At 60.8% G+C, this 19,479-nt stretch carries 14 protein-coding genes and 1 pseudogene; 7 read left to right on the top strand and 8 right to left on the bottom strand.

Annotation, left to right across the window (positions count from 1 at the left end):
• Positions 1-22 precede the first annotated feature (22 nt).
• Positions 23-2,359, top strand: coding sequence for a mechanosensitive ion channel family protein (locus tag ACZ1HN_RS06245; RefSeq protein WP_472726867.1), 2,337 nt, complete (start codon positions 23-25; stop codon positions 2,357-2,359).
• Here the strand turns inward: ACZ1HN_RS06245 and ACZ1HN_RS06250 are convergent.
• The 7 genes from ACZ1HN_RS06250 to ACZ1HN_RS06280 form a co-directional block, all read right to left on the bottom strand.
• Positions 2,286-3,440: an acyltransferase family protein gene (locus ACZ1HN_RS06250; RefSeq protein WP_472726868.1), complete on the bottom strand. Its 1,155-nt coding sequence runs from the start codon at positions 3,438-3,440 to the stop codon at positions 2,286-2,288. The two genes, ACZ1HN_RS06245 and ACZ1HN_RS06250, sit on opposite strands and share 74 nt — an antisense overlap.
• Entirely contained in the window at positions 3,437-4,438 is a 1,002-nt protein-coding gene (locus ACZ1HN_RS06255) for a sterol desaturase family protein (RefSeq protein WP_472726869.1), read from the bottom strand. Before ACZ1HN_RS06255 ends, ACZ1HN_RS06250 begins: the two co-directional genes overlap by 4 nt.
• A gap of 107 nt (positions 4,439-4,545) precedes the next feature.
• Positions 4,546-5,616, bottom strand: coding sequence for an enolase C-terminal domain-like protein (locus ACZ1HN_RS06260; RefSeq protein ID WP_472726870.1), 1,071 nt, complete (start codon positions 5,614-5,616; stop codon positions 4,546-4,548).
• A complete protein-coding gene (locus ACZ1HN_RS06265) occupies positions 5,616-6,770 on the bottom strand; it encodes an ABC transporter permease (protein WP_299205673.1) in 1,155 nt (384 codons plus the stop codon). The genes ACZ1HN_RS06260 and ACZ1HN_RS06265 overlap by 1 nt, the downstream gene beginning before the upstream one ends.
• A 4-nt stretch (positions 6,771-6,774) precedes the next feature.
• The gene (locus ACZ1HN_RS06270; protein ID WP_299205651.1) at positions 6,775-7,803 is read right to left on the bottom strand and encodes an ABC transporter permease; all 1,029 of its coding nucleotides are present in this window, start codon (positions 7,801-7,803) and stop codon (positions 6,775-6,777) included.
• Positions 7,800-9,722 (bottom strand): ABC transporter substrate-binding protein, encoded by a 1,923-nt coding sequence (locus ACZ1HN_RS06275; protein WP_472729285.1) that lies wholly within the window; start codon positions 9,720-9,722, stop codon positions 7,800-7,802. The genes ACZ1HN_RS06270 and ACZ1HN_RS06275 overlap by 4 nt, the downstream gene beginning before the upstream one ends.
• A 10-nt stretch (positions 9,723-9,732) precedes the next feature.
• The gene (locus ACZ1HN_RS06280) at positions 9,733-11,502 is read right to left on the bottom strand and encodes an ABC transporter ATP-binding protein (RefSeq protein WP_472726871.1); all 1,770 of its coding nucleotides are present in this window, start codon (positions 11,500-11,502) and stop codon (positions 9,733-9,735) included.
• Between the two features lie 136 nt (positions 11,503-11,638).
• Here ACZ1HN_RS06280 and ACZ1HN_RS06285 point away from each other — a divergent pair, with 136 nt between their 5' ends.
• From ACZ1HN_RS06285 to ACZ1HN_RS06310, 6 genes and pseudogenes are all read left to right on the top strand, one after another.
• The gene (locus ACZ1HN_RS06285) at positions 11,639-12,142 is read left to right on the top strand and encodes a class I SAM-dependent methyltransferase (protein ID WP_472726872.1); all 504 of its coding nucleotides are present in this window, start codon (positions 11,639-11,641) and stop codon (positions 12,140-12,142) included.
• A gap of 187 nt (positions 12,143-12,329) precedes the next feature.
• The gene (locus ACZ1HN_RS06290) at positions 12,330-14,420 is read left to right on the top strand and encodes a 3-hydroxyacyl-CoA dehydrogenase NAD-binding domain-containing protein (protein WP_472726873.1); all 2,091 of its coding nucleotides are present in this window, start codon (positions 12,330-12,332) and stop codon (positions 14,418-14,420) included.
• Positions 14,421-14,423: 3 nt separating this feature from the next.
• Positions 14,424-15,623 (top strand): acyl-CoA dehydrogenase family protein, encoded by a 1,200-nt coding sequence (locus ACZ1HN_RS06295; protein ID WP_472726874.1) that lies wholly within the window; start codon positions 14,424-14,426, stop codon positions 15,621-15,623.
• Positions 15,623-16,692, top strand: a pseudogene (locus ACZ1HN_RS06300) (acyl-CoA dehydrogenase family protein). The gene ACZ1HN_RS06295 and the pseudogene ACZ1HN_RS06300 overlap by 1 nt, the downstream one beginning before the upstream one ends.
• A complete protein-coding gene (locus tag ACZ1HN_RS06305) occupies positions 16,673-17,095 on the top strand; it encodes a PaaI family thioesterase (protein ID WP_472726875.1) in 423 nt (140 codons plus the stop codon). Before ACZ1HN_RS06300 ends, ACZ1HN_RS06305 begins: the two are co-directional and overlap by 20 nt.
• Entirely contained in the window at positions 17,088-18,584 is a 1,497-nt protein-coding gene (locus tag ACZ1HN_RS06310; protein WP_472726876.1) for a class I adenylate-forming enzyme family protein, read from the top strand. The genes ACZ1HN_RS06305 and ACZ1HN_RS06310 overlap by 8 nt, the downstream gene beginning before the upstream one ends.
• 15 nt (positions 18,585-18,599) lie before the next feature.
• On the opposite strand, the gene rpe is transcribed toward ACZ1HN_RS06310, so the two are convergent.
• Positions 18,600-19,289, bottom strand: a complete 690-nt coding sequence (gene rpe / locus ACZ1HN_RS06315) for a ribulose-phosphate 3-epimerase (protein ID WP_472726877.1) — start codon at positions 19,287-19,289, stop codon at positions 18,600-18,602.
• Positions 19,290-19,479 lie beyond the last annotated feature (190 nt).

A 19,479-nucleotide genomic window follows, 5' to 3' on the forward strand; every position in this document is an offset into this window, starting at 1 on the left:
TGAAAGTTCTGCGACATCGCATATGACACACTCCCTTTTCCGCCTCTTGCTGCCCATCCTGATTAGCATCGCGCTCCTGTTTCCGGCTTTGTCGCATGCCCAGGGTTTGGGCAGTCTGTTGCCCGGCGCTGGCACTGCCGAAACGGCCCCGGGTGACATCACAGATATAATGGAAAGCGCCGCGCAGAATGGCGTCAACGTTATTGTCATCGACAGCGATGGCCGCGTGATCACCCAGACCGGAACCCCATCCACAGACAGCGATGCGCCCGGCAGCGGCACCACGCTTATGGCGATCCAAGACGACGCGGTTGCCTTCCGAACGGCTTTGGTGGACCGGCTTTTGAACCTGCCAGTGGCGTTCAACGAGGTCGCATACATCCTGCGCGCAACCAGCCCGGATGGCACGATTTTTGCCTATGTGCAGGCCCTTCTGATCAGCATGGCACTGTTCGCAGTGGGTATGGTGTTCGAGGCGCAAGTGTTCGGGAAACGCATCGCGAAACGCTTCGTGGTGGCCCGCATCCATGACGCGCCGGACGGCTATGTCGAAAAGATGCCATTCCTCGTGTTTCGCTTCTTCATGGGGGTGGTGGGCACGCTGGTCTCCATGGCTGTGGCCTATCTGCTTGGCGCCATCATCTTTGGCCCCCTGGAAGATCCGGCCATGCAGTTCACGGTGACCTTGATCAATATCGGGTACTTCCTTGCCCGTGTTGTGGCCGGGCTGTGGCGGATGATCCTGTCGCCATACCTGCCGCAATATCGCATCCCGCTGTTCAGCGACGGCGATGCGCGCAAACTGCATCTTTGGCTGTCCGGGGTCGCGGCCTTCGGCTTCTTTGCCATCCTCTTCGGAGTCTGGATCGAGGAGTTAGGCCTGAACAACGAGGTCTACGTTTTCCTCTTCTCTCTGCTCAGCCTGTTGGTGATGTTCCTGAACATTATGTTGGTGATTGCCAACGGTCGCGCGATCACCGGGGCGATCCTGAACGGCAAGGCACCGTCGGATTCGACATGGGTTCTGCGCACGCTCGCGCGGGCATGGGCGCCGCTGGCGGTGTTCTATTTCCTGTTTGCGTGGGGGGAACAGACCTATCACCTGGTCATTGGCGACCCGCTGGGCGTGCCGTTGCTTGCGGCGGCCTGGGGCATCCTGACGACAATCATCGTGGTCTACGGGGTCATCAATTTCTTTATCGAACGCAGCTTTGCCCGCGCGCGCCTTGTTAGAGAGCACAACGTGGCAACAGAGGCCGATCCGGACCCCGATCCGGCGCTCCCGCCTGTTGTGACGGGTCCTCGGATCAGCACATTCGAAGATCTGGCGCAAAGGATTGCAGGCATCCTCGCTTTTGTCGCCGGCATCTATGCCTTCGTCACGATCTGGAGCCCCGAAGCGCCCATGATGGGCGACAGCTGGACCGATCGGCTGCTCGACATCATCGTGATCCTGTTCATTGGCTACATTGCTTACAACGCATTCCGCATCTGGATCGACAACAAGATCCGGGAAGAACAGGGCGATGTGCAAGAGGTCGAACTGGGGGACGAGGGCGGCGGCTCGTCCGCCTCGCGTTTGGCCACGCTCCTGCCGCTGTTCCGCAACTTCGTGCTGATCGTCATTGTCCTGACCGGTCTTCTGATCATGTTGATGGAGATGGGGGTGAATGTCGGCCCGCTCTTTGCCGGTGCCGGTATCGTGGGGGTGGCCGTTGGCTTTGGCTCGCAATCGCTGGTGCGCGACATTTTCTCTGGTGCGTTTTTCCTGTTCGACGATGCCTTCCGCAAGGGCGAATACATCGACGTGGGTGGGGTCAAGGGGACGGTGGAAAGCATTAGCGTTCGCAGCTTCCAACTGCGCCATCACCTGGGCGCACTGCACACCATCCCCTTCGGCGAAATTCAGGTGCTGACGAACTATTCCCGTGACTGGGTGATTATGAAGCTGCCTTTGCGCGTGACCTATGACACCGATGTGGAAAAGGTGCGCAAACTGATCAAGAACCTAGGGATCGCGCTACTGGATGATCCGGTCATCGGCGATAACTTCATCCAACCCCTGAAGTCTCAGGGTGTGATCGAGATGCAGGACAGCGCCATGATCATCCGCGTCAAGTTCATGACCAAGCCGGGGGATCAGTGGCTGGTGCGCAAGAAGGTCTATGAAGAAATCCGCGCACTCTTTGAACGTGAAGGTATCAAGTTTGCCCACCGCGAGGTGACGGTGCGCCTTGCGGAGGGGCAGAAGGCGGATGAGCTTGGCGAAGAAGACCGCAAGGCGATTACCGCTGCTGCGCAGGCGTCTCTGGAAGAAGAGTTGCTTGAGGATGCGGCTGACTTTGCCGACGACCGGTAATGTGTGACCGCGCTGCAATGCCGCGCACCGCGTTGCGGATCGCCCCAATTGGGCGTTCAAAGACCTGCGCAAACACCAGACCGGCGGCGACGGACCCAAAGAACAACAGCGCATCGCGCGACACTGTCTCGGCTGGGAATGCGGCGTCGATCAGGTGCAGCACGGGATAGTGCACCACATAGATCGAAAAGCTTGCCCCGGCCCACCAGCGCAGATGCGGGTGCGCGCCGCGGTAATTCTGTGCCAGACGCGCCATTCCAATGACGTGGAGTGCAGTCATCAAGCCGATCATGCCATTCCAGACGAACTCGTCCGAAAAGACCAGAATGTAGCGATAGTGCGCGGGTGCAAATGCCTCTGCCGTGGCTTGCGCCAGCATATCCGGGACGTTGAAGGCCTGACACAAGACATATGCCAAGGGGCCGCCCCACGCGAGACTGCGCGCAACACCCTCTGTCATCTGTGCCGCACGACCGGATTTGACGTAGTGCCAGACGGCAACGCCCATCAACCACGCGGGCATCAGCAGCAGGATGCGCGGGCCAAAGACAACGCCAAGCGCGGCCAGCAACACAAGCCGCCGCGCGCCCGTGCAAAACACCGCGACGCCAAACAGCACGTAATACGCCGCCTCATAGCTCAGCGACCACAACGGGCCGTTCGTGCCCAGCCGGACCCGCTCGAACAGGCCCCATTCGTTCGACATAGTGAGACCGCGCACCAGCATCTCCCACAGCGGCAGGTGCTGGTAAAAGCTGTTGGGGTAGGCCGATACGTCTATGGGCCGGCCCATCCGGTCCAGCACAAAGGTCAAAAGGATGGCTGGCAGCAGCACGGACAGCAGCCGTGTCATTCGGTTGAACGCATAGGTGCCAAACGTCTTGTCCCGTTCGGCAGCAAAGGCAATCACCAGGCCAGAAATGACAAAGAAGACGATGACGGCATCACTGCCGACATTCAACTCGCGGACAAACTCGTAGTCCCCGCGCGTGAAACGCGCATAGGCCACATGGGAAAACACCACGATCAGGGTGGCGGCCACTCGCAGCGCATCTAACCAAAGGGACAGACCACGTGTCACTGCGCAGTCTCGCGGTTCTGGGGCGATGCAGGATCTTCGGTCGTGCCCTGGGTCAGTGTCTGCCATGCCTCGGCAAATGGGTGCAGCAAGGCGGCGCGCAGGGTCGGGTGTGGTTGTTCGATGGGAACGCCGTTTTCGTCCGACAGGCCAAAGCTCAGGATCTCATGCTCCTTGGGTACATAAAGCGAACCAAACATCAGATCCCAGAAGGCGAACACCTCGCCATAGTTCTTGTTGTAATGCTTTGGGTCGTTGGAATGGTGCACTTGGTGCTGTGCCGGTGAGATCAGGATATGCTCCATCACGCGCCCATAGCTCAGCCAGACATGGCTATGGCGCAAGTTGGCCCCGAAGGCGTTGAACAGGAAGTAGCCCGCATTCACGCTGCCAATGGTCAGCACGTCGATCTTACCCATCAGCAGGAACAGCATCAGCGCTTGAACAGCCCCGATAATCAGAGCGTAAATCAGCAGACGGATCACCACGAACACAGGGTGATTGCGGTTCGCAGTCAGGGGGGTCAGCACCTCTGCCGAATGGTGTAGGGCGTGGAACGGCCAAAGTAGCGCGTTTTCATGGTGCAGGCGATGCGCCCAGTATTTGCAGAAATCCAGCGTCAGGATCATGATCAGCGTAGCGAGCGCCAGCTTGCCCCAGTCCCCCTCGCCCACTGCCGGGGCGAGGTCCCCGCCGGTGGCGTCCAGCATCATGGTCAAGAGGCCCGATGTGACAACGGGCGTTAGCGTCACGGCGGCAAAGAAACCCGAGACCGTCAGCAGCTTGTTGAACAGGAAGATCTGGATATCAACGAGGTTCGATTTGTGCGTATAGACCGCGCGCGGCAGCAGGAACGCAGTGAACGATGTGGGGCGCCCACGTACCCTCCAGATCACATAGACCAATGCGACCGTCAGGCAGAGATAGAGCAATGCCAGACGCGAATTCCAGTCAAACAGGAACCCGGTAAACCCGTCCAGAAGTTCATAAAAAGCGTCCATTTCGCCCTCTCACGCCTTGTGTTGGGCACAGCGATAGGGGGCAAATTTGTTGAGAGTATGGCGACTTTAGGCAGTAATTTAATCGATTGTTTCAGGTGTGCGCGGAGTCAATGCACCAGATGTCGGGCGATCTTGTCCTCGTCCCAGGTGATGCCAAGGCCGGGACCGCGCGCCGTCACGCACCCGTCCTCCACACTGTACGGTTCGGTCATCACACCGCCCGCCACATCCAGCCATTCCAGCAGATGCGCGTTGGTCGTCGCGGCCAAGGCATGGGCCGACGCTTCGACAAAAAGATGGCTTGAGACGGGCACACCCGCGGCTTCTGCGATGGCAGCGGCGCGGAACCAGCCGCTCAGCCCGCCGATCTTGATCATGTCGGGCATCGCGTAATCCGTGGCCCCGACCATGCGCGCCGCATCCGCCGGATGCCACCAGTTCTCGCCCGATTGAATGGCGGTGAACACAGCGGCACGGACGGATCGGTAGCCCGCCAGATCTTCGGCTGGCACGGGCTCCTCCACCCATGTCAGGTCCAACCCGGCCTCTTCAAGGGCTCGGATGCGGGCAATCGCTTCAGGCGCAGCGAAGGCCTGATTGTAGTCTAGCATCAACAGCCGTTCCGGCCCGATCATGTCGCGCACAACGCGCAACGCGGCCACATCCTCCGCCACTGTCGGAAAACCCAGCTTGACCTTGATGGCCTTGAACCCACGCGCCAGCGATGCTTCGATCAGCCTTTCATCCCGACCGGGTACAAACAGGCCCTGACTGTCGTAGCACGGCAAGGGGCGCGGCGCGGCACCGAACAACGCGCAGACCGGCTGACCCACCGCCTTGCCCTGTGCATCCCACAACGCAAGGTCCAAACCGGCCAGCGCCATGCCCACCATTCCCTGCCGCCCCAGCAGCCTGAACTGCGATGCGGTCTGTCGATCCACATCCGCCGGATGGGCCGGGGACCCCACCAGCGTCTCCGATAAATCCGTGAGAAAGGTCACCAGCGGCTTCAGCATCAGGGGTGTATATCCAAAGATATAGGCGCTTCCGCTGACACCCTCATCCGTCTCCACATCGACCAGCACCAAGGGCGCTGCAGGGATCGACGCTTGTGCCGTCGTGATTGGCACCGCCAGCGGTGCCATCACCGCCCGCGCCTTGATCCGTTCAATCCGCATCAGCTGGTGTAGGGGTCCAGACTGTCGCGCAGCCCGTCGCCAAGGAAATTGAAGGCCAGAACGACAATGATGATCGGCAACATCGGAATGGCCGTCCACGGATAGATCTCGATGCTCGCCAGGTTCTGTGCATCGTTCAGCATCACGCCCCACGACACCGCAGGCGCCCGCAGACCCAGACCGAGGAAAGACAAAGCGGTCTCACCCAAAATCATCGCCGGGATCGACAAGGTGGCCGAGGCAATCAGGTGGGACATGAAGTTGGGCAACAAATGCCGCCGGATGACGCGCGACGGCTTCGCCCCCATCATCTCTGCCGCCCGTACATACTCCTCCTCTCTCAGCGAGAGGAACTTACTTCGGACTGCCCTTGCCAACCCCGGCCAATCTAGTAGCCCAAGGATGATACTGATGATGAAGAAGACGGACACCGGCCCCCAATTCGATGGCACGGCTGCGGACAAGGCCAGCCACAAGGGCAACTCCGGCAAGGACCGCAAAATCTCGATGGCGCGGTTCACAACCCAGTCGATCCAACCGCCGAAATAACCCGCGATGGCCCCGAACCCGATGCCCAGGATAAAGGACACGGTGATGCCAATCAGGCCCACGGTCAGCGACAGCTGCGCGCCATAGGAAATCCGGGAAAACACGTCACGTCCCAGCCGGTCCGAGCCAAAGATAAAAACCGTCGCCCCCTCGGGTGCGCAGAACAGGTGGCGATCGGCAGGGATCAGGAAGAACAGCTTGTACTCGGTCCGCTCGCAAAAGAATTGCAACGGCATCGGGCGCGAGGTGTCCGTCTCGTACACCCACTGGAAGTTCTCAAGGTCGGCAGAACCGATGGTGGGATAGACAAAAGGCCCAACAAACTGCCCCTCATGCCAGAATTTGATGGCCTGCGGCGGGTGATACAGGTGATCCGCGCTGCGCTCGTTGGGCGTATAGGGCGAGATGAACCCGGCAAAGGGGATTGCCATGTAAGCCAGCAGCAGGAAGATGCCTGAAATCAGGCCCAGCCGGTGCTTGCGGAACTTGCGCCAGACCAGCACCCAGTTCGGGGCGTCCATGTCTGACCGTTCGGGCGCGGACAGGTCCACGTTCGGATCGTATGGGGCATCATCAATGAAACGGCCGTCGGGCAGGGTGCTCATGGTCTTATCCTTCCCGTGCGCCGTAGCGGATGCGTGGATCAAGCAGCACCAGCAACAGGTCTGAAATCATCGTGCCGATGAGGGTGAGTAGCGCCACAAACATCAACACAAAAGCGGCCAGAAACTGGTCCTGCGACTTCAACGCGGTCAGCAAGGCGGGGCCGATGGTCTGTAATCCCAACACCACGGACACCAGAACCGACCCCGAAACCATGGCGGGCAGCAGGTTGCCAATGTCGGCCACAAACGGGTTGAAGGCCATGCGCAGCGGGTATTTAGTCAGCAGCTTGGCCGGGGCCAAACCCTTTGCCATCCCCGTTTCGACATAGGGTTTCGACAGCTCGTCCAGCATGTTGGCCCGCAGGCGTTGCATCATCGCAGCAGCGCCTGATGTCCCAATGACAAAGGTGGGCACGATCAGGTGCACAAGCACGCTTTGCACCTTGGCAAGCGACATCGGCTCGCCCTCAAACTCTGGCGCCATCAGGCCGCCGATGGGCAGGCCCAGATACTTGTGCCCGTAATAGAACAGGATCAGCGCCAGTAGGAAGTTTGGCGTGGCAAGGCCCAGATACCCAACAAAGGCGGTGGTGTAATCCACCCACGTGGCCGACCGGGCAGCAGCCAGCACGCCAAGGGGCAGGGCAACAAGATAGACAAACAAGACGGCGGCGAGGTTCACCAGAACGGTCAGCCAAAGCGCATCCCCGACAATGTCAGCCACGGGTGCATCGAATTCGAATGACCAGCCAAAATCGCCCTGTAACAGCCCCGAAAATCCCTGCGGGCCCGGCGCCACGCCCGCCCAGATCAGATATTGCTCCCACAAGGGACGGTCGAGCGCGTATTCGGTGCGCAGAAATTCGGCCTTGGCGACGCCTTCGGCCTGACCGGTGGCGCGCAGTTCTGCAATCTGGTTCGACAGGTAGTCGCCGGGGGGCAGGTTGATGATGATGAAGATCAGGATGGAAACGACGATCAACGTCAGCACCATCGTCAGCAGCCGGTAGGCTGCGTAACGGATGAACATCATTCGCTCACCTGCGCGATCTGCTCGGCATCAGAGAAAAAGAATTCATCAATCCGGTGCACGCCGAAATGCGCGCCGGGGTCCCAGGCCCATTTGCCTTGTTCAGGCACGTTCCGCAGGCGGTCAGAGACGATAACCGGTTGTGGGGCCTCGCTCAGGATACCGATGCCGAACTGGTTGTCAGCGTGGATTTTCAGCATCTCGCGCCAAATCGATCGGTGTTCCTCGGGGTCATCGGTGTTTTGCCACGCCTTGCTGAGCGCCATCAGGCGCTTGGCTGGCTCAAGGTCCACCGGCTCACCCGCCGCGCCATGTGTCTGGTAATATTGACCCCATTTAGGCCAGGCAAAGAATACCTGATCTGTTGGCGCAAGGTAGGAGGGCGGCGTGTTTGGCTGGGGCAACCCGTTGTCCCAGCCAAACCAGACCGACGCCATGGTTACACCGGAAAAGACGCGGTTGCGCAGAATGTCCCGGTCGAGCGGGCGCATGATCAGCTTGATGCCAATGTCCCGCCACGTGTCTGTGATGATGGCCAGCGCGTTCTCGACCTCCTGCCGCTCTCCGGCGGTTTCGATCACAAACTCCATCGGGCGGCCGTCCGGCAGCAAGCGAATGCCTGCCGGTGTGCGCTGGTTCAGGCCCATCTGGTCCAGCATCACGTTGGCCGTGTCCGGGTCGTAGATGGCCCATTGGGTCAGCAGCGCCGGATCAAACAGCGGGCTTTTGGCCAGTGCCGTCATGCCCCCTTCCTTGCCCAGCCCAAAATACAGGGCGCGGTTGATCATCCGTCGGTCGATGCCCAGCGACAGGGCGCGCCGGAACCGCGCATCGCGCATGACCTCGCGCCACACCGGGTCAGCGAAATTCAGGTTGGGATAGATGGCGATCTGGCTGGCTGCACCATTGGACCACAGATAGGTGCGGTAGGGCGCGCCATCTGCCTCGCCCTTCTTCAAGATCGACACATCGCGGAAATCCAGCCCCCGGGCCTGCAAATCAGATTCGCCCGCATTGGTCTTGGCCGCCACAAGGCCCGAGCCCACGATGTCCATCTCGACAACGTCGATATAGGGCAACTGCACGCCGCGCGCGTCGATGCGGTGGAAATAGGGGTTGCGCACAAACAGGTGCCGCATGGCCGCCCCGGTCGAGGCGGGTTTCCACGGCTGCAAGGTCGGCAATTCGTGATTGTCGAACTTGTACATATTGTCGAGCTTGTTGTGCAGCGGAGCCCAGCTGCGCACGCGCTTGGCGTCGATCATCTCCTCCATTGCGTCCTTGGTGTTGAACGCGACGTGGAACTGTTTGAGGTAATGCGCGGGCCTGTAGATGAACGGCGGACTGGCCTGTGCCAGCATCTGCAGGAAGTTCGGGTTCGCCTCGGGAAACTCGACCACCACCGTTGTTTCATCGGGGAAGGTCATCGTGGCAATCTCTTCGCCCATGCGCATGATTTCTGGCGGACCGTTCGGGCTCAGTTCCGCGTTCTGGGCCACGTGTTTCCACCAGTACTCGAAATCGGCCGAGGTAAAAGGCGCGCCATCCGACCAGCGATGACCGGGCCGCAGATGCAGGGTGAAAATACGCCCCTCTTCCACCTCGACATCGCGCAGGATATCGGCCTTCAGCTGGTAATCGTGGTCATAGCCCACCAGCCGGGCATAGCCATAGACCACCATCTGACGCACGTCCTTGGTGCGGGTGACCATGGTGCGCAACGTGCCGCCCTGCGTCCCGAATTTCCGACCCTTGGCCTCAAGATCGACAACAAGGGGCACGTCCGGAATGCGGTTTACCGCCGGGTCCATCTGCCCTTTCTTCACCTCTGGCGCCCAGAACGTGCTCTCTTGCACGACGGGCTGGGCCAGGGCAGGCAGGGCCATCAGCCCAGCAAAAACGACACCGACCAAGCGGCGCATTCGAAAAACTCTAGACATGGCAGCGCACCTTGTGTCCGGGTTCGATCTGGATGAGGTCAGGGGCCGCAAGCCCCTCGAAACGGAACATGTCCGGCCAGCTTGCAGGCGATCCGGCGCCACGCGACACCTCGGCCAAGTCAATGGGACGTTGCACATCCGGCTCGGGCTGCGCGGCGATCAAGGCCTTGGTGTAGGGATGCCGCGGGTTGTAAAACAGCGTCTCCGGCGGGGCCTGCTCAACCACGACCCCCTGACGCATCACGGCCACCTCGTCAGCGATGCGGGCGACAACGGCCAGATCGTGGCTGATGAACAGATAGCTCAACCCCATCCCGTCCCGTATGCGCTCCAGCAAGCTCAATATCTGCTCTTGCACCGACACATCGAGGGCCGAGGTCGGCTCGTCACAGACGAGCAGCACAGGATCAAGGGTCAGCGCCCGGGCAATCGACAACCGTTGGCGCTGTCCGCCTGAAAAGGCATGCGGGTAGCGCATCAGCATATCGGGGTTCAGTCCCACCCAGCGCAGCATCTCTGCAGCCTTGTCGCGGCGGGCCATCCTGTTGCCGATGCGATGGATCTCCATCGGTTCGGTCAGGGCCTCCTGCACGCGCATGCGCGGGGACAGGGATGAATAGGGATCCTGAAACACCATCTGTGCCTGCCGCTGAAAGGCCACCTTGTCGGAACGGCTCAGTGCGTTGATGCAGATGGGATCGGCATCCAGCTCAGGACGAAACAGCACTTCCGACCCTTCATCCGGCACCTCGGCGCCAAGCGCGATGCGGGCGCAGGTCGTCTTGCCCGACCCACTTTCGCCAACGACAGCCAATGTCTTGCCTCGGGGCAGCTTCAGGTTCACGTCGATGCAGGCATGAACCTTCTTTTTCTCGCGCCAGCCCCCGGCACGCACCGTGTATGTCTTGCAGACATTATTCAGCTCAAGGATCAGATCCTCTGCTGGCAAAGGCTCTGCCGGTTTGGGGTCCTTTGGGATCATTGGGGCGGCGGCAAACAGCTTCTGGGTATATCCATGACCCGGGTCACCCAGAACAACGGGGGCCGGACCGCTTTCCATCACGTGGCCCTTGTTCATCACGACCACGCTGTCGGCCATGTTGGCGACGACGCCCAGATCGTGGGTGACAAGGATCATCGCCATACCCGTGTCGCGCTGCAAATCCTTCATCAGACCCAGAACCTGCGCCTGCGTGGTCACGTCCAGCGCAGTGGTTGGCTCATCCGCGATCAGCACGTCCGGCTTGGCCACCATCGCCATGGCAATCATGGCGCGTTGCCGCATCCCGCCTGACATCTCGAACGGATAGGCCCGGAAGGCGCGCTCGGGGTCCGCGAACCCGACGCGTTCGAATGTTGCCAACACATCCTGCTTGGCCTCTGCCGCCGACATGTTGCGGTGCAGGGTCAGAACCTCGGACACTTGGTCGCCGATGCGGTGCAGGGGCGACAGGGATCGCATGGGTTCCTGAAAGATCATCGAAATGCGGTCGCCGCGAATGCCCCGGATCAGGCGGGGCGGCAGGGTCAGCAGATCAGTACGCGCCTCACCCTCACCGAACATCACTGATCCCTGACGCAATTGCGCCGTTTTGGGCAGTATGCGGAGGACAGATCGACAGGTCAGCGTCTTGCCGGACCCACTCTCGCCAACCAGCGCCAGCGTTTCCCCGCATGCGACCGAAAAATTGACACCCGCCACGACCGGAGGGGCCGAGCCAAAACCGATCGACAGATTTTTCACTTCCAGAAGCGGGGGCATTCATGGTCCTTTTTTCGCGCGCAGGTCTTGAAATCAGTGAACCCGATTCCATCCAACACGTCCATACACGGGAAAGTCGCGCAAATGTGCTACCGCTTGATCACTTTTTGCCCCATCTAGAGCGAAAGCAAAGGAAATGATCATGCAACAAAGCCGTCTTGACCTTTTTGTCGACCGTATGGTGTCCCAACGGGCCTGTCTGGATCACGCAGCGAAAGTCATCGCGGACATGGAGGGGCCGGTGTTCGAACTTGGTTTGGGCAATGGGCGCACCTACCATCACATGCGGCACATTATGCCGGACCGTGACATCTATGTGTTCGAACGGGCGGTGGCCTCGCACCCTGACAGCACGCCGCCCGAGGACATGGTTTTGCTCGGTGATGTCTTTGAGACCTTGCCGCAGGCCCTTGAACGCTTTGGACCTTCGGCGGTTTTGATCCACGCAGACCTTGGTGGTCACAACGCGCAAAAGAACGATCTTTTTGCCCAGAACGTGTCGCCAATCATTGCCCCGCTGATGGCGGTTGGCGGTTTGATGGTGTCGTCAGACCGGATGTATTTTGACAATCTGGTCGAACAGCCGCTGCCGGATGGCGCGGTTCAGGGCCGCTGTTTCATCTACCGACGCGACAGCTAGGGAACCGGCAACCTGGTCGATAGCGGCCCTTCGGGGAAAGTTTATCTGGCAAGATGAAGAGGCGGATCAGCGCCAAGTGACGTTGCGGCGTGTTTTGAATCGCTTGCCCTTTTTCTGTGCACGCCTAGGCTGAAACATGCGCAAGGTGGTGGATCCATGCGCGTGTTTCAGAACCAGCGGAGGACCCATGAGCGACAAGATTGCCTATTCCAGAGAAGGCGACATCGCCATCCTGACGGTCCAGAACCCGCCCGTGAACGCGCTCAGTCATGCCGTGCGCCAAGGCCTTTGGGACCGGATGGAGCAGGCCGAGGCAGATGATGGTGTGCGCGCCGTTCTTATCGTGGGCGAGGGACGTGCCTTCTTTGCCGGTGCCGACATCACCGAATTTGGCAAACCCCCGCTTGAGCCGCACCTGCCTGACCTGATCAACCGGATCGAAGCATCGCCGCTTCTCGTTGTGGCCTCCATGCACGGCGTCAGTCTGGGTGGCGGGCTCGAGGTGGCGCTGGGATGCCACTACCGCATCGCCGTCCCCTCGGCCAAGGTGGGTTTGCCCGAAGTGCATCTGGGTTTGATCCCCGGCGCAGGAGGGACACAGCGTTTGCCGCGCCTGACGGGTGTTGAGGCGGCACTGGATGTGATGACCACTGGTCGGCATATCGGCGCTGGCAAGGCGCATGAACTGGGCATCATCGATGTGATCGAAGATGGTGATCCGAAGGCCAACGGTATCGCTTATGCCCAGCAGCTGCTGGATGGAGGTGCCAACCGCCGCCCGGTGTCTGAAATGGACCCGCCCGCCGCAATCGATTGGGACAGGGCGTTCGAGACCATTCTTGCCAAGGGACGGGGGCAGATTTCGCCTGCCTGGTGCGTGCGTGCCGTGCAGGCCGCAGTCGAAAAACCCTTTGCCGAAGGGCTGAAGGCCGAGCGTCAGATTTTCTACGACCTCATGCAAACGGATCAGCGGCAGGGCATGATCCACTCGTTCTTTTCAGAGCGTGCGGTGGGCAACCTGCCAGAGTTGAAAGAGGTCAAACCGAGGGCAATCCAGCACATTGGTGTGATCGGTGGCGGCACGATGGGGGCCGGAATTGCCACCGCAGCTCTCTTGTCCGGGTTGGAAGTGACGCTGCTGGAAATGAGCGCGGAGGCAGGCCAAGCCGCCCGCGACCGGATCGAACGCAACCTGTCGGGGGCCGTGAAGCGGGGCAAGATCACCCCCAACCAGCACGATCAGATCCTGACCCACACGCTTGTGGTTGTGACCAACTACGACAAGTTACAGGACGTCGATCTGGTGATTGAGGCCGTGTTCGAGGACATGGAGGTCAAGAAAAAGGTCTTTGCCGAGCTGGACCGCGTCTGCAAACCCGGCGCTATCCTCGCCTCCAACACGTCGTATCTGAACATCGATGAAATCGCCGCCACCACTTCGCGGCCCGCTGACGTGCTGGGACTCCACTTCTTCTCGCCAGCGCATGTGATGAAGCTGCTTGAGGTTGTTGTGGGCGACGCCACCGCGCCCGATGTCACTGCCACCGGCTTCGCGTTGGGTAAGATGCTGGGTAAAATCAGCGTGCGCGCAGGTGTCTGCGATGGGTTCATCGGCAATCGCATCCTTGCCACCTATCGCACCGCTGCCGACCAGATGATCCTGGACGGTGCCTCGCCCTACCAGATCGACACGGCCCTTGAGGATTTTGGCTTTGCCATGGGCCCCTTCGCTGTCGCTGACCTTGCGGGCCTCGATATCGGCTGGGCCGTGCGCAAGCGCAAACGGGCTGAGGGACACGCCCCCAAGCGCGATGCCACCTATGCTGACACGCTCTGTGAGCAGGGCCATTTCGGTCAGAAGACGGGCAAGGGCTACTACGATTACGCCGCTGGTCCCAAGGCGCGCGTGCCCAACCCCGACGTGCTGCCGATGATCGAAGCTGACCGCGCACGGCTGGGCATCACGCCCCGGAACTTCACGCATGAGGAAATCGTGCGCCGCTACATGGCCGCCATGGTCAACGAAAGCGCCAAGGTCGTGGGCGAAGGCATCGCCCGCCGTCCCCTCGACGTCGATATGACGCTGCTCTTTGGCTACGGCTTCCCGCGCTACCGGGGCGGGCCGCTTAAATGGGCGGACATCATGGGGCTCGGACCCCTGCTGAACGACATCAAATCCTATGCCACAGAAGATCCTGACTTCTGGGCACCGGCGCCGCTGCTCGAACAGCTGGTGGCCGAAAACAAAACCTTCGATGACCTGAACAAAAAGGGCTGAGATATGGACCTGAGCTATTCCTCCGAAGAACTGGCTTTCCAGGAAGAGATACGCACATTCCTGCAGAACGATCTTCCAAAAGACATCGCCGAAAAGGTCCGGCTTGATGGGGACCTGACCAAGGATGACATGGAACGCTGGCACGCGATCCTGAACGCGCGCGGCTGGCTGGCCCAGAACTGGCCCCGGGAATTTGGCGGTGCGGAATGGTCGGCGGTGCAACGGCACATCTATGACACCGAGGCCGCCGCTGCCCACGCCCCCCGCATCGTCCCCTTTGGCTTTTCGATGCTTGGCCCCGTCCTGCAGAAATTCGGGTCCAAGGAACAGCAAGACCACTGGCTGCCGCGCATGCTCGACGGCACCGACTGGTGGTGCCAGGGTTATTCCGAACCCGGTGCCGGGTCTGACCTCGCCTCGCTGAAAACCAAGGCGGTGCGCGACGGCGACCACTACATTGTCAACGGGCAAAAGACGTGGACGACGCTGGGCCAGTACGCCAACATGATCTTCTGTCTTGTCCGGACTGATGCGGAGGCCAAGCAGCAGGAAGGCATAAGCTTCTTGCTGATCGATATGGACACCCCCGGTGTTGAGGTGCGTCCCATCATCCTGCTGGATGGATGCCATGAGGTGAACGAGGTCTGGTTCACGGACGTCAAAGTGCCGGTCGAAAACCTCGTGGGCGAGGAAAACAAGGGCTGGACTTACGCCAAGTATCTGCTGACCCACGAACGTACTGGCTTGGGCGGCGTCGGCTCAAGCGAGGCAGGGCTGAAGGCCGTCAAGCGCATCGCCAAGGCCGCCAATCACAACGGCAAGCCGCTGATCGAAAACCCGCACTTCGCGGCCCGCGTCGCACAGGTGGAGATTGACCTGCGCGCCATGGCCACGACCAACCTGCGCATCATCTCCAAGGCTGCCGCGGGTGAAGCGCCGGGGCTGGAAGCGTCCATGCTCAAGGTCAAAGGCTCCATTCTACGCCAGGAAATCAACGACCTCGCACGTCGCGCCGTTGGTCCTTACGCCATGCCCTTTGCATCCGAAGCGGTCGAAGGGGCCAATGACCGTATCCCGGACCCGCTTGATGCAGGGCCGGTGGCAGGCCAGTATTTCAATAATCGCAAGCTTTCGATCTTCGGCGGATCCAACGAAATCCAGCGCGGTATCATCGCCAAAGTAACTATGAGCGGAGGCGCGTAATGGACTTCAACCTGACCGAAGAACGGCAGATGCTGCAGGACACGCTGCGGCGCTACCTGCGTGAACAGTACGGTACCGAACGACGGAACGAGATCCTGGCCTCCGACACCGGCTTCTCGGCCGACATCTGGGCCGAACTGGCAGAACTTGGTGTCCTTGGTGCACTTTTCACCGAGGATCAGGGCGGCTTTGGCGGCGCGGGCTTCGACATCGCGGTGGTGTTCGAAGAACTGGGCCGCGCAGGCGTGGTCGAGCCGGTGCTGGACTCCGCCTTGTTAGGGGGCGGCTGCTGGCCGCTGCAGGCAAGGCGGATATGGTCGAACAGGTTATCGGCGGCGCGATCCATCTCGCCGTCGCTCATGGCGAACCCGACAGCCGCTATGATCTGGACCACGTCAACACGACGGCTACAGACAACAAGCTGACGGGCCGCAAGGCTGTGGTGATGAATGCCGAGGCGGCAGATCACCTGATTATCTCAGCCAAGGATGGCGACACCATCACGCTCTACCTCGTGGACAAGGGCGCGCAGGGCCTCGACATCCAAGGATACCCACTTCTTGCCGGTGGCCGCGCCGCCGAAGTCACCCTCGACAACACGCCCGGTGCGCCGCTCGATCTGACGCTCACCGACTTTGAGGCCGCCAACCGCCTCGCAATCATCGCGCAATGCGCCGAAGCGCTTGGCGCCATGGAAACCGCCACCGCGCTCACCAAGGACTACCTGATGACGCGCAAGCAATTCGGGCGACCCATCGGCACGTTCCAGGCGCTGGCCCACCGCATGTCCGACCTGTTGATCGAGATGGAACAGGCACGCTCTGCCGTTATCAACGCCGCAGGCTACGCCGATGATAAGGACGCCGACCTGCATCTGTCGGCTTCCAAAAACCTGATCGGGCGCATTGGCCGTCTGGTGGCCGAGGAAGCGATCCAGATGCATGGCGGCATTGCCATGACGCAGGAATACGAGCTTGCCCACATCGCCAAGCGGATCGTGATGGCGGACCACCGCTTCGGCGACACGGACTACCACCTGGAGCGGTTCATTGCCCTCTCTGCCGCCTGACGGACCGGGCATCATCCGCGACGAAACCGGCGCACAAACGCTGCTCGGTTACGTCGTGGACATCCGGGAAGCGGACGGCGTGTCGCGCTGCTGGCTCGACATCGGCGCACAGCACGGCAACCGCCATGGCGGTCTGCACGGCGGCATTATGTCCGCCATGCTCGACAACGCGATGGGTTTCGCAGCGGCGCGGACAGGTGATGACAACGGCGACACCAAAGTGGCGACACTTACCATGACCACCAACTATCTCGCCCCCGCGCGCGGCGGGGTGGTTGTGGCGACGGGCGAAGTGTCGGGTGGCGGGCGCAACACCATCTTTACCGAAGGGCGGTTGGAGGATGAAAATGGCACCGTCCTTGCGACATCCACGGGCGTCTACAAACGGGTGCGGGGTGGATAGCGTCTATAGTCTTCTCGCTCATCAGGTTGCCACACGGCCTGATGCACTGGCTGTAGAGGATTCAACCGGCGCTCACCTGACCTACGCTCAGCTGAGCGCTGCCGCTGACGAGATTGCCGAGGTTCTCAAGACCAATGGCGTCGCCTCCGGCGATCGCGTGATGATCGTCTCCGAAAACTGCGCTGCCAAGATCGCCGCTCTCTTCGCCACTTGGCGCTTGGGCGCGACCGCCGTCCCGATCAACGCCCGCCAAACCCCGGCTGAACTGGCCCGTGTGGACGCCCATGCAGAACCAAAGGCAGTGTTCTTCACCACACAGGTATCTGCGGATGCAATCAACCACGACAAAAATACACAAAACTCCGAAGCACATATAGAACCCGGCACAGTATCCGGGGTGTGGGGGCGGTTGTCGCTACACTGTCCCCGCGGGGACAGTTTTCCCGGGGACAAGGATGTCGCCGTCCTCCTCTATACCACCGGAACGACAGGCGATCCCAAGGGCGTCATGCTCACCCATTCCAACGTCCGCTTCGGTGGCAGGACCAGCGCCGAGCTGCGAGGTATGACGCATGACGATCTGATCTACGGCGTGCTGCCCACCACCCACGTCTTCGGCCTTTGCTCGGTTGTCGTCGCCGCCATCCATGCCGGTGCCCCGGTGCGGTTGGTGCCCCGTTTTGTGGTGGCCGACGTGTTCGACGCTTTGCGAGATGGCATCACTCTTTTCTCGGCCGTGCCGCAGATGCACGCCCTTCTGATGGCCCACGCCAAGTCACTTGGGGAAACGGCACTCGGGTCAGACACGCTCCGTTATGTTTCTTCGGGCGCGGCGCCGCTTGATCCCACGTGGAAGCGTGAGGCCGAGGCGTTCTATGGCGTGGCGATCCAGAATGGTTATGGCATGACGGAAAGCACTGCCGGGACGGCAGCGACCCGCAACATGATTGGCGACCCCGATACCTCCGTTGGTCCCGCTTTGCCGGGCATCGAAATCGCGATTGACGACACCGTGCCGGGCGGCGAAGTGCTGACCCGCGGACCCCACGTGATGAAGGGGTACTGCCGCAATCCCGATGAGACGGCCAAGGTGTTGGATGACGATGGATGGTTGCGAACAGGGGACCTTGGGCAGATCGATGCAGAGGGCAAGCTGCACATTTTGGGCCGGGCCAAGGAGTTGATCATCCACGGCGGGTTCAATGTCTTTCCGCCCGAAGTCGAGGCGGCGTTGAACGATCATCCTGACGTCGTGCAAGCTGCTGTTGTCGGGCGCTCGAAGGGTGGGGACGAAGAGGTGCTGGCCTTTGTGCAAGTGCCGGTTGGCAGCGCCCTTTCCGAAGAGGATCTGCGGACCTTCGTCAAGGATAGGCTTGCGGGGTACAAACGACCGGCACGCTATATACTGGCGACCGAGCTACCGGCCGCTCCAACGGGTAAGATTCTCAAGCACAAGCTGATCGAGACCTTTGCGAACCAGCTGATCTGACGTGCCGAAAAGCGGCTACGTCCGGACTCCTTCCGCAGCCGCACGGATGCTGCGGATGTTCTCTCCGTAGGGACCCGGATTATCGACGGAACCACCCCGGAACACGGCAGAGCCTGCGACAAGCACGTCCGCCCCTGCCTTTGCCACCAGCGGAGCCGTGGTCGGATCGACACCGCCGTCGATTTCGATGTGCACGGGGCGATCGCCGATCATCGCACGTAAGGCTTGGATCTTGGCCGTCATGTCGATGAACTTTTGCCCACCAAATCCGGGGTTCACGGTCATCACACAGATCAAATCGACCATGCCGATCAACTCTTCGACCGCGGCGGCGGGGGTGCCGGGGTTGAGGGCAACGCCGGCCTTCATGCCCGCCCCACGGATGGCCTGGAGCGTCCGGTGGATGTGAGGTCCAGCCTCCACATGGGCCGTCAGCACATCAGCACCTGCATCTGCAAAGGCCTGTATGTAGGGATCAACGGGCGCGATCATCAGGTGCACGTCCATCACGCCCTTGATATGCGGGCGGATCGCGGCGCAGGTCGAGGGGCCGAAGGTGATGTTGGGCACAAAATGTCCGTCCATCACATCGACGTGGATCCAATCTGCGCCCTGCGCCTCGACGGCTGTGCATTCCGCGCCGAAATTGGCGAAATCGGCGGCGAGGATAGAGGGGGCGATCTTGATCGAGCGGTCGAAGGTCATGCCAGGCTCCTTGCATGTTTGGATGCGATATATCGGTCCGGCGGCCCAGTGGGAAGGGGCCCTTCGGGGAGGATTTTTTGAAACAGGGAAGGTGGACCGGGTGGGGGTACACCGCCTTCGGTGATTTGCGATTTGGGGGTGTATTTCCGTGTTAATTAGAAACTGAGGGGCGTACATCATAATTAGTTTG

The sequence above is a fragment of the Tateyamaria sp. GN1-10 genome, from assembly GCF_055693845.1.

Coding starts and splice junctions, on each gene's coding strand:
- ACZ1HN_RS06245 (WP_472726867.1), top strand. CDS start 23: ATGACACACTCCCTTTTCCGCCTCTTGCTGCCCATCCTGATTAGCATC.
- ACZ1HN_RS06255 (WP_472726869.1), bottom strand. CDS start 4,438: ATGGACGCTTTTTATGAACTTCTGGACGGGTTTACCGGGTTCCTGTTT.
- ACZ1HN_RS06260 (WP_472726870.1), bottom strand. CDS start 5,616: ATGCGGATTGAACGGATCAAGGCGCGGGCGGTGATGGCACCGCTGGCG.
- ACZ1HN_RS06265 (WP_299205673.1), bottom strand. CDS start 6,770: ATGAGCACCCTGCCCGACGGCCGTTTCATTGATGATGCCCCATACGAT.
- ACZ1HN_RS06270 (WP_299205651.1), bottom strand. CDS start 7,803: ATGATGTTCATCCGTTACGCAGCCTACCGGCTGCTGACGATGGTGCTG.
- ACZ1HN_RS06275 (WP_472729285.1), bottom strand. CDS start 9,722: ATGCGCCGCTTGGTCGGTGTCGTTTTTGCTGGGCTGATGGCCCTGCCT.
- ACZ1HN_RS06280 (WP_472726871.1), bottom strand. CDS start 11,502: ATGCCCCCGCTTCTGGAAGTGAAAAATCTGTCGATCGGTTTTGGCTCG.
- ACZ1HN_RS06285 (WP_472726872.1), top strand. CDS start 11,639: ATGATCATGCAACAAAGCCGTCTTGACCTTTTTGTCGACCGTATGGTG.
- ACZ1HN_RS06290 (WP_472726873.1), top strand. CDS start 12,330: ATGAGCGACAAGATTGCCTATTCCAGAGAAGGCGACATCGCCATCCTG.
- ACZ1HN_RS06295 (WP_472726874.1), top strand. CDS start 14,424: ATGGACCTGAGCTATTCCTCCGAAGAACTGGCTTTCCAGGAAGAGATA.
- rpe (WP_472726877.1), bottom strand. CDS start 19,289: ATGACCTTCGACCGCTCGATCAAGATCGCCCCCTCTATCCTCGCCGCC.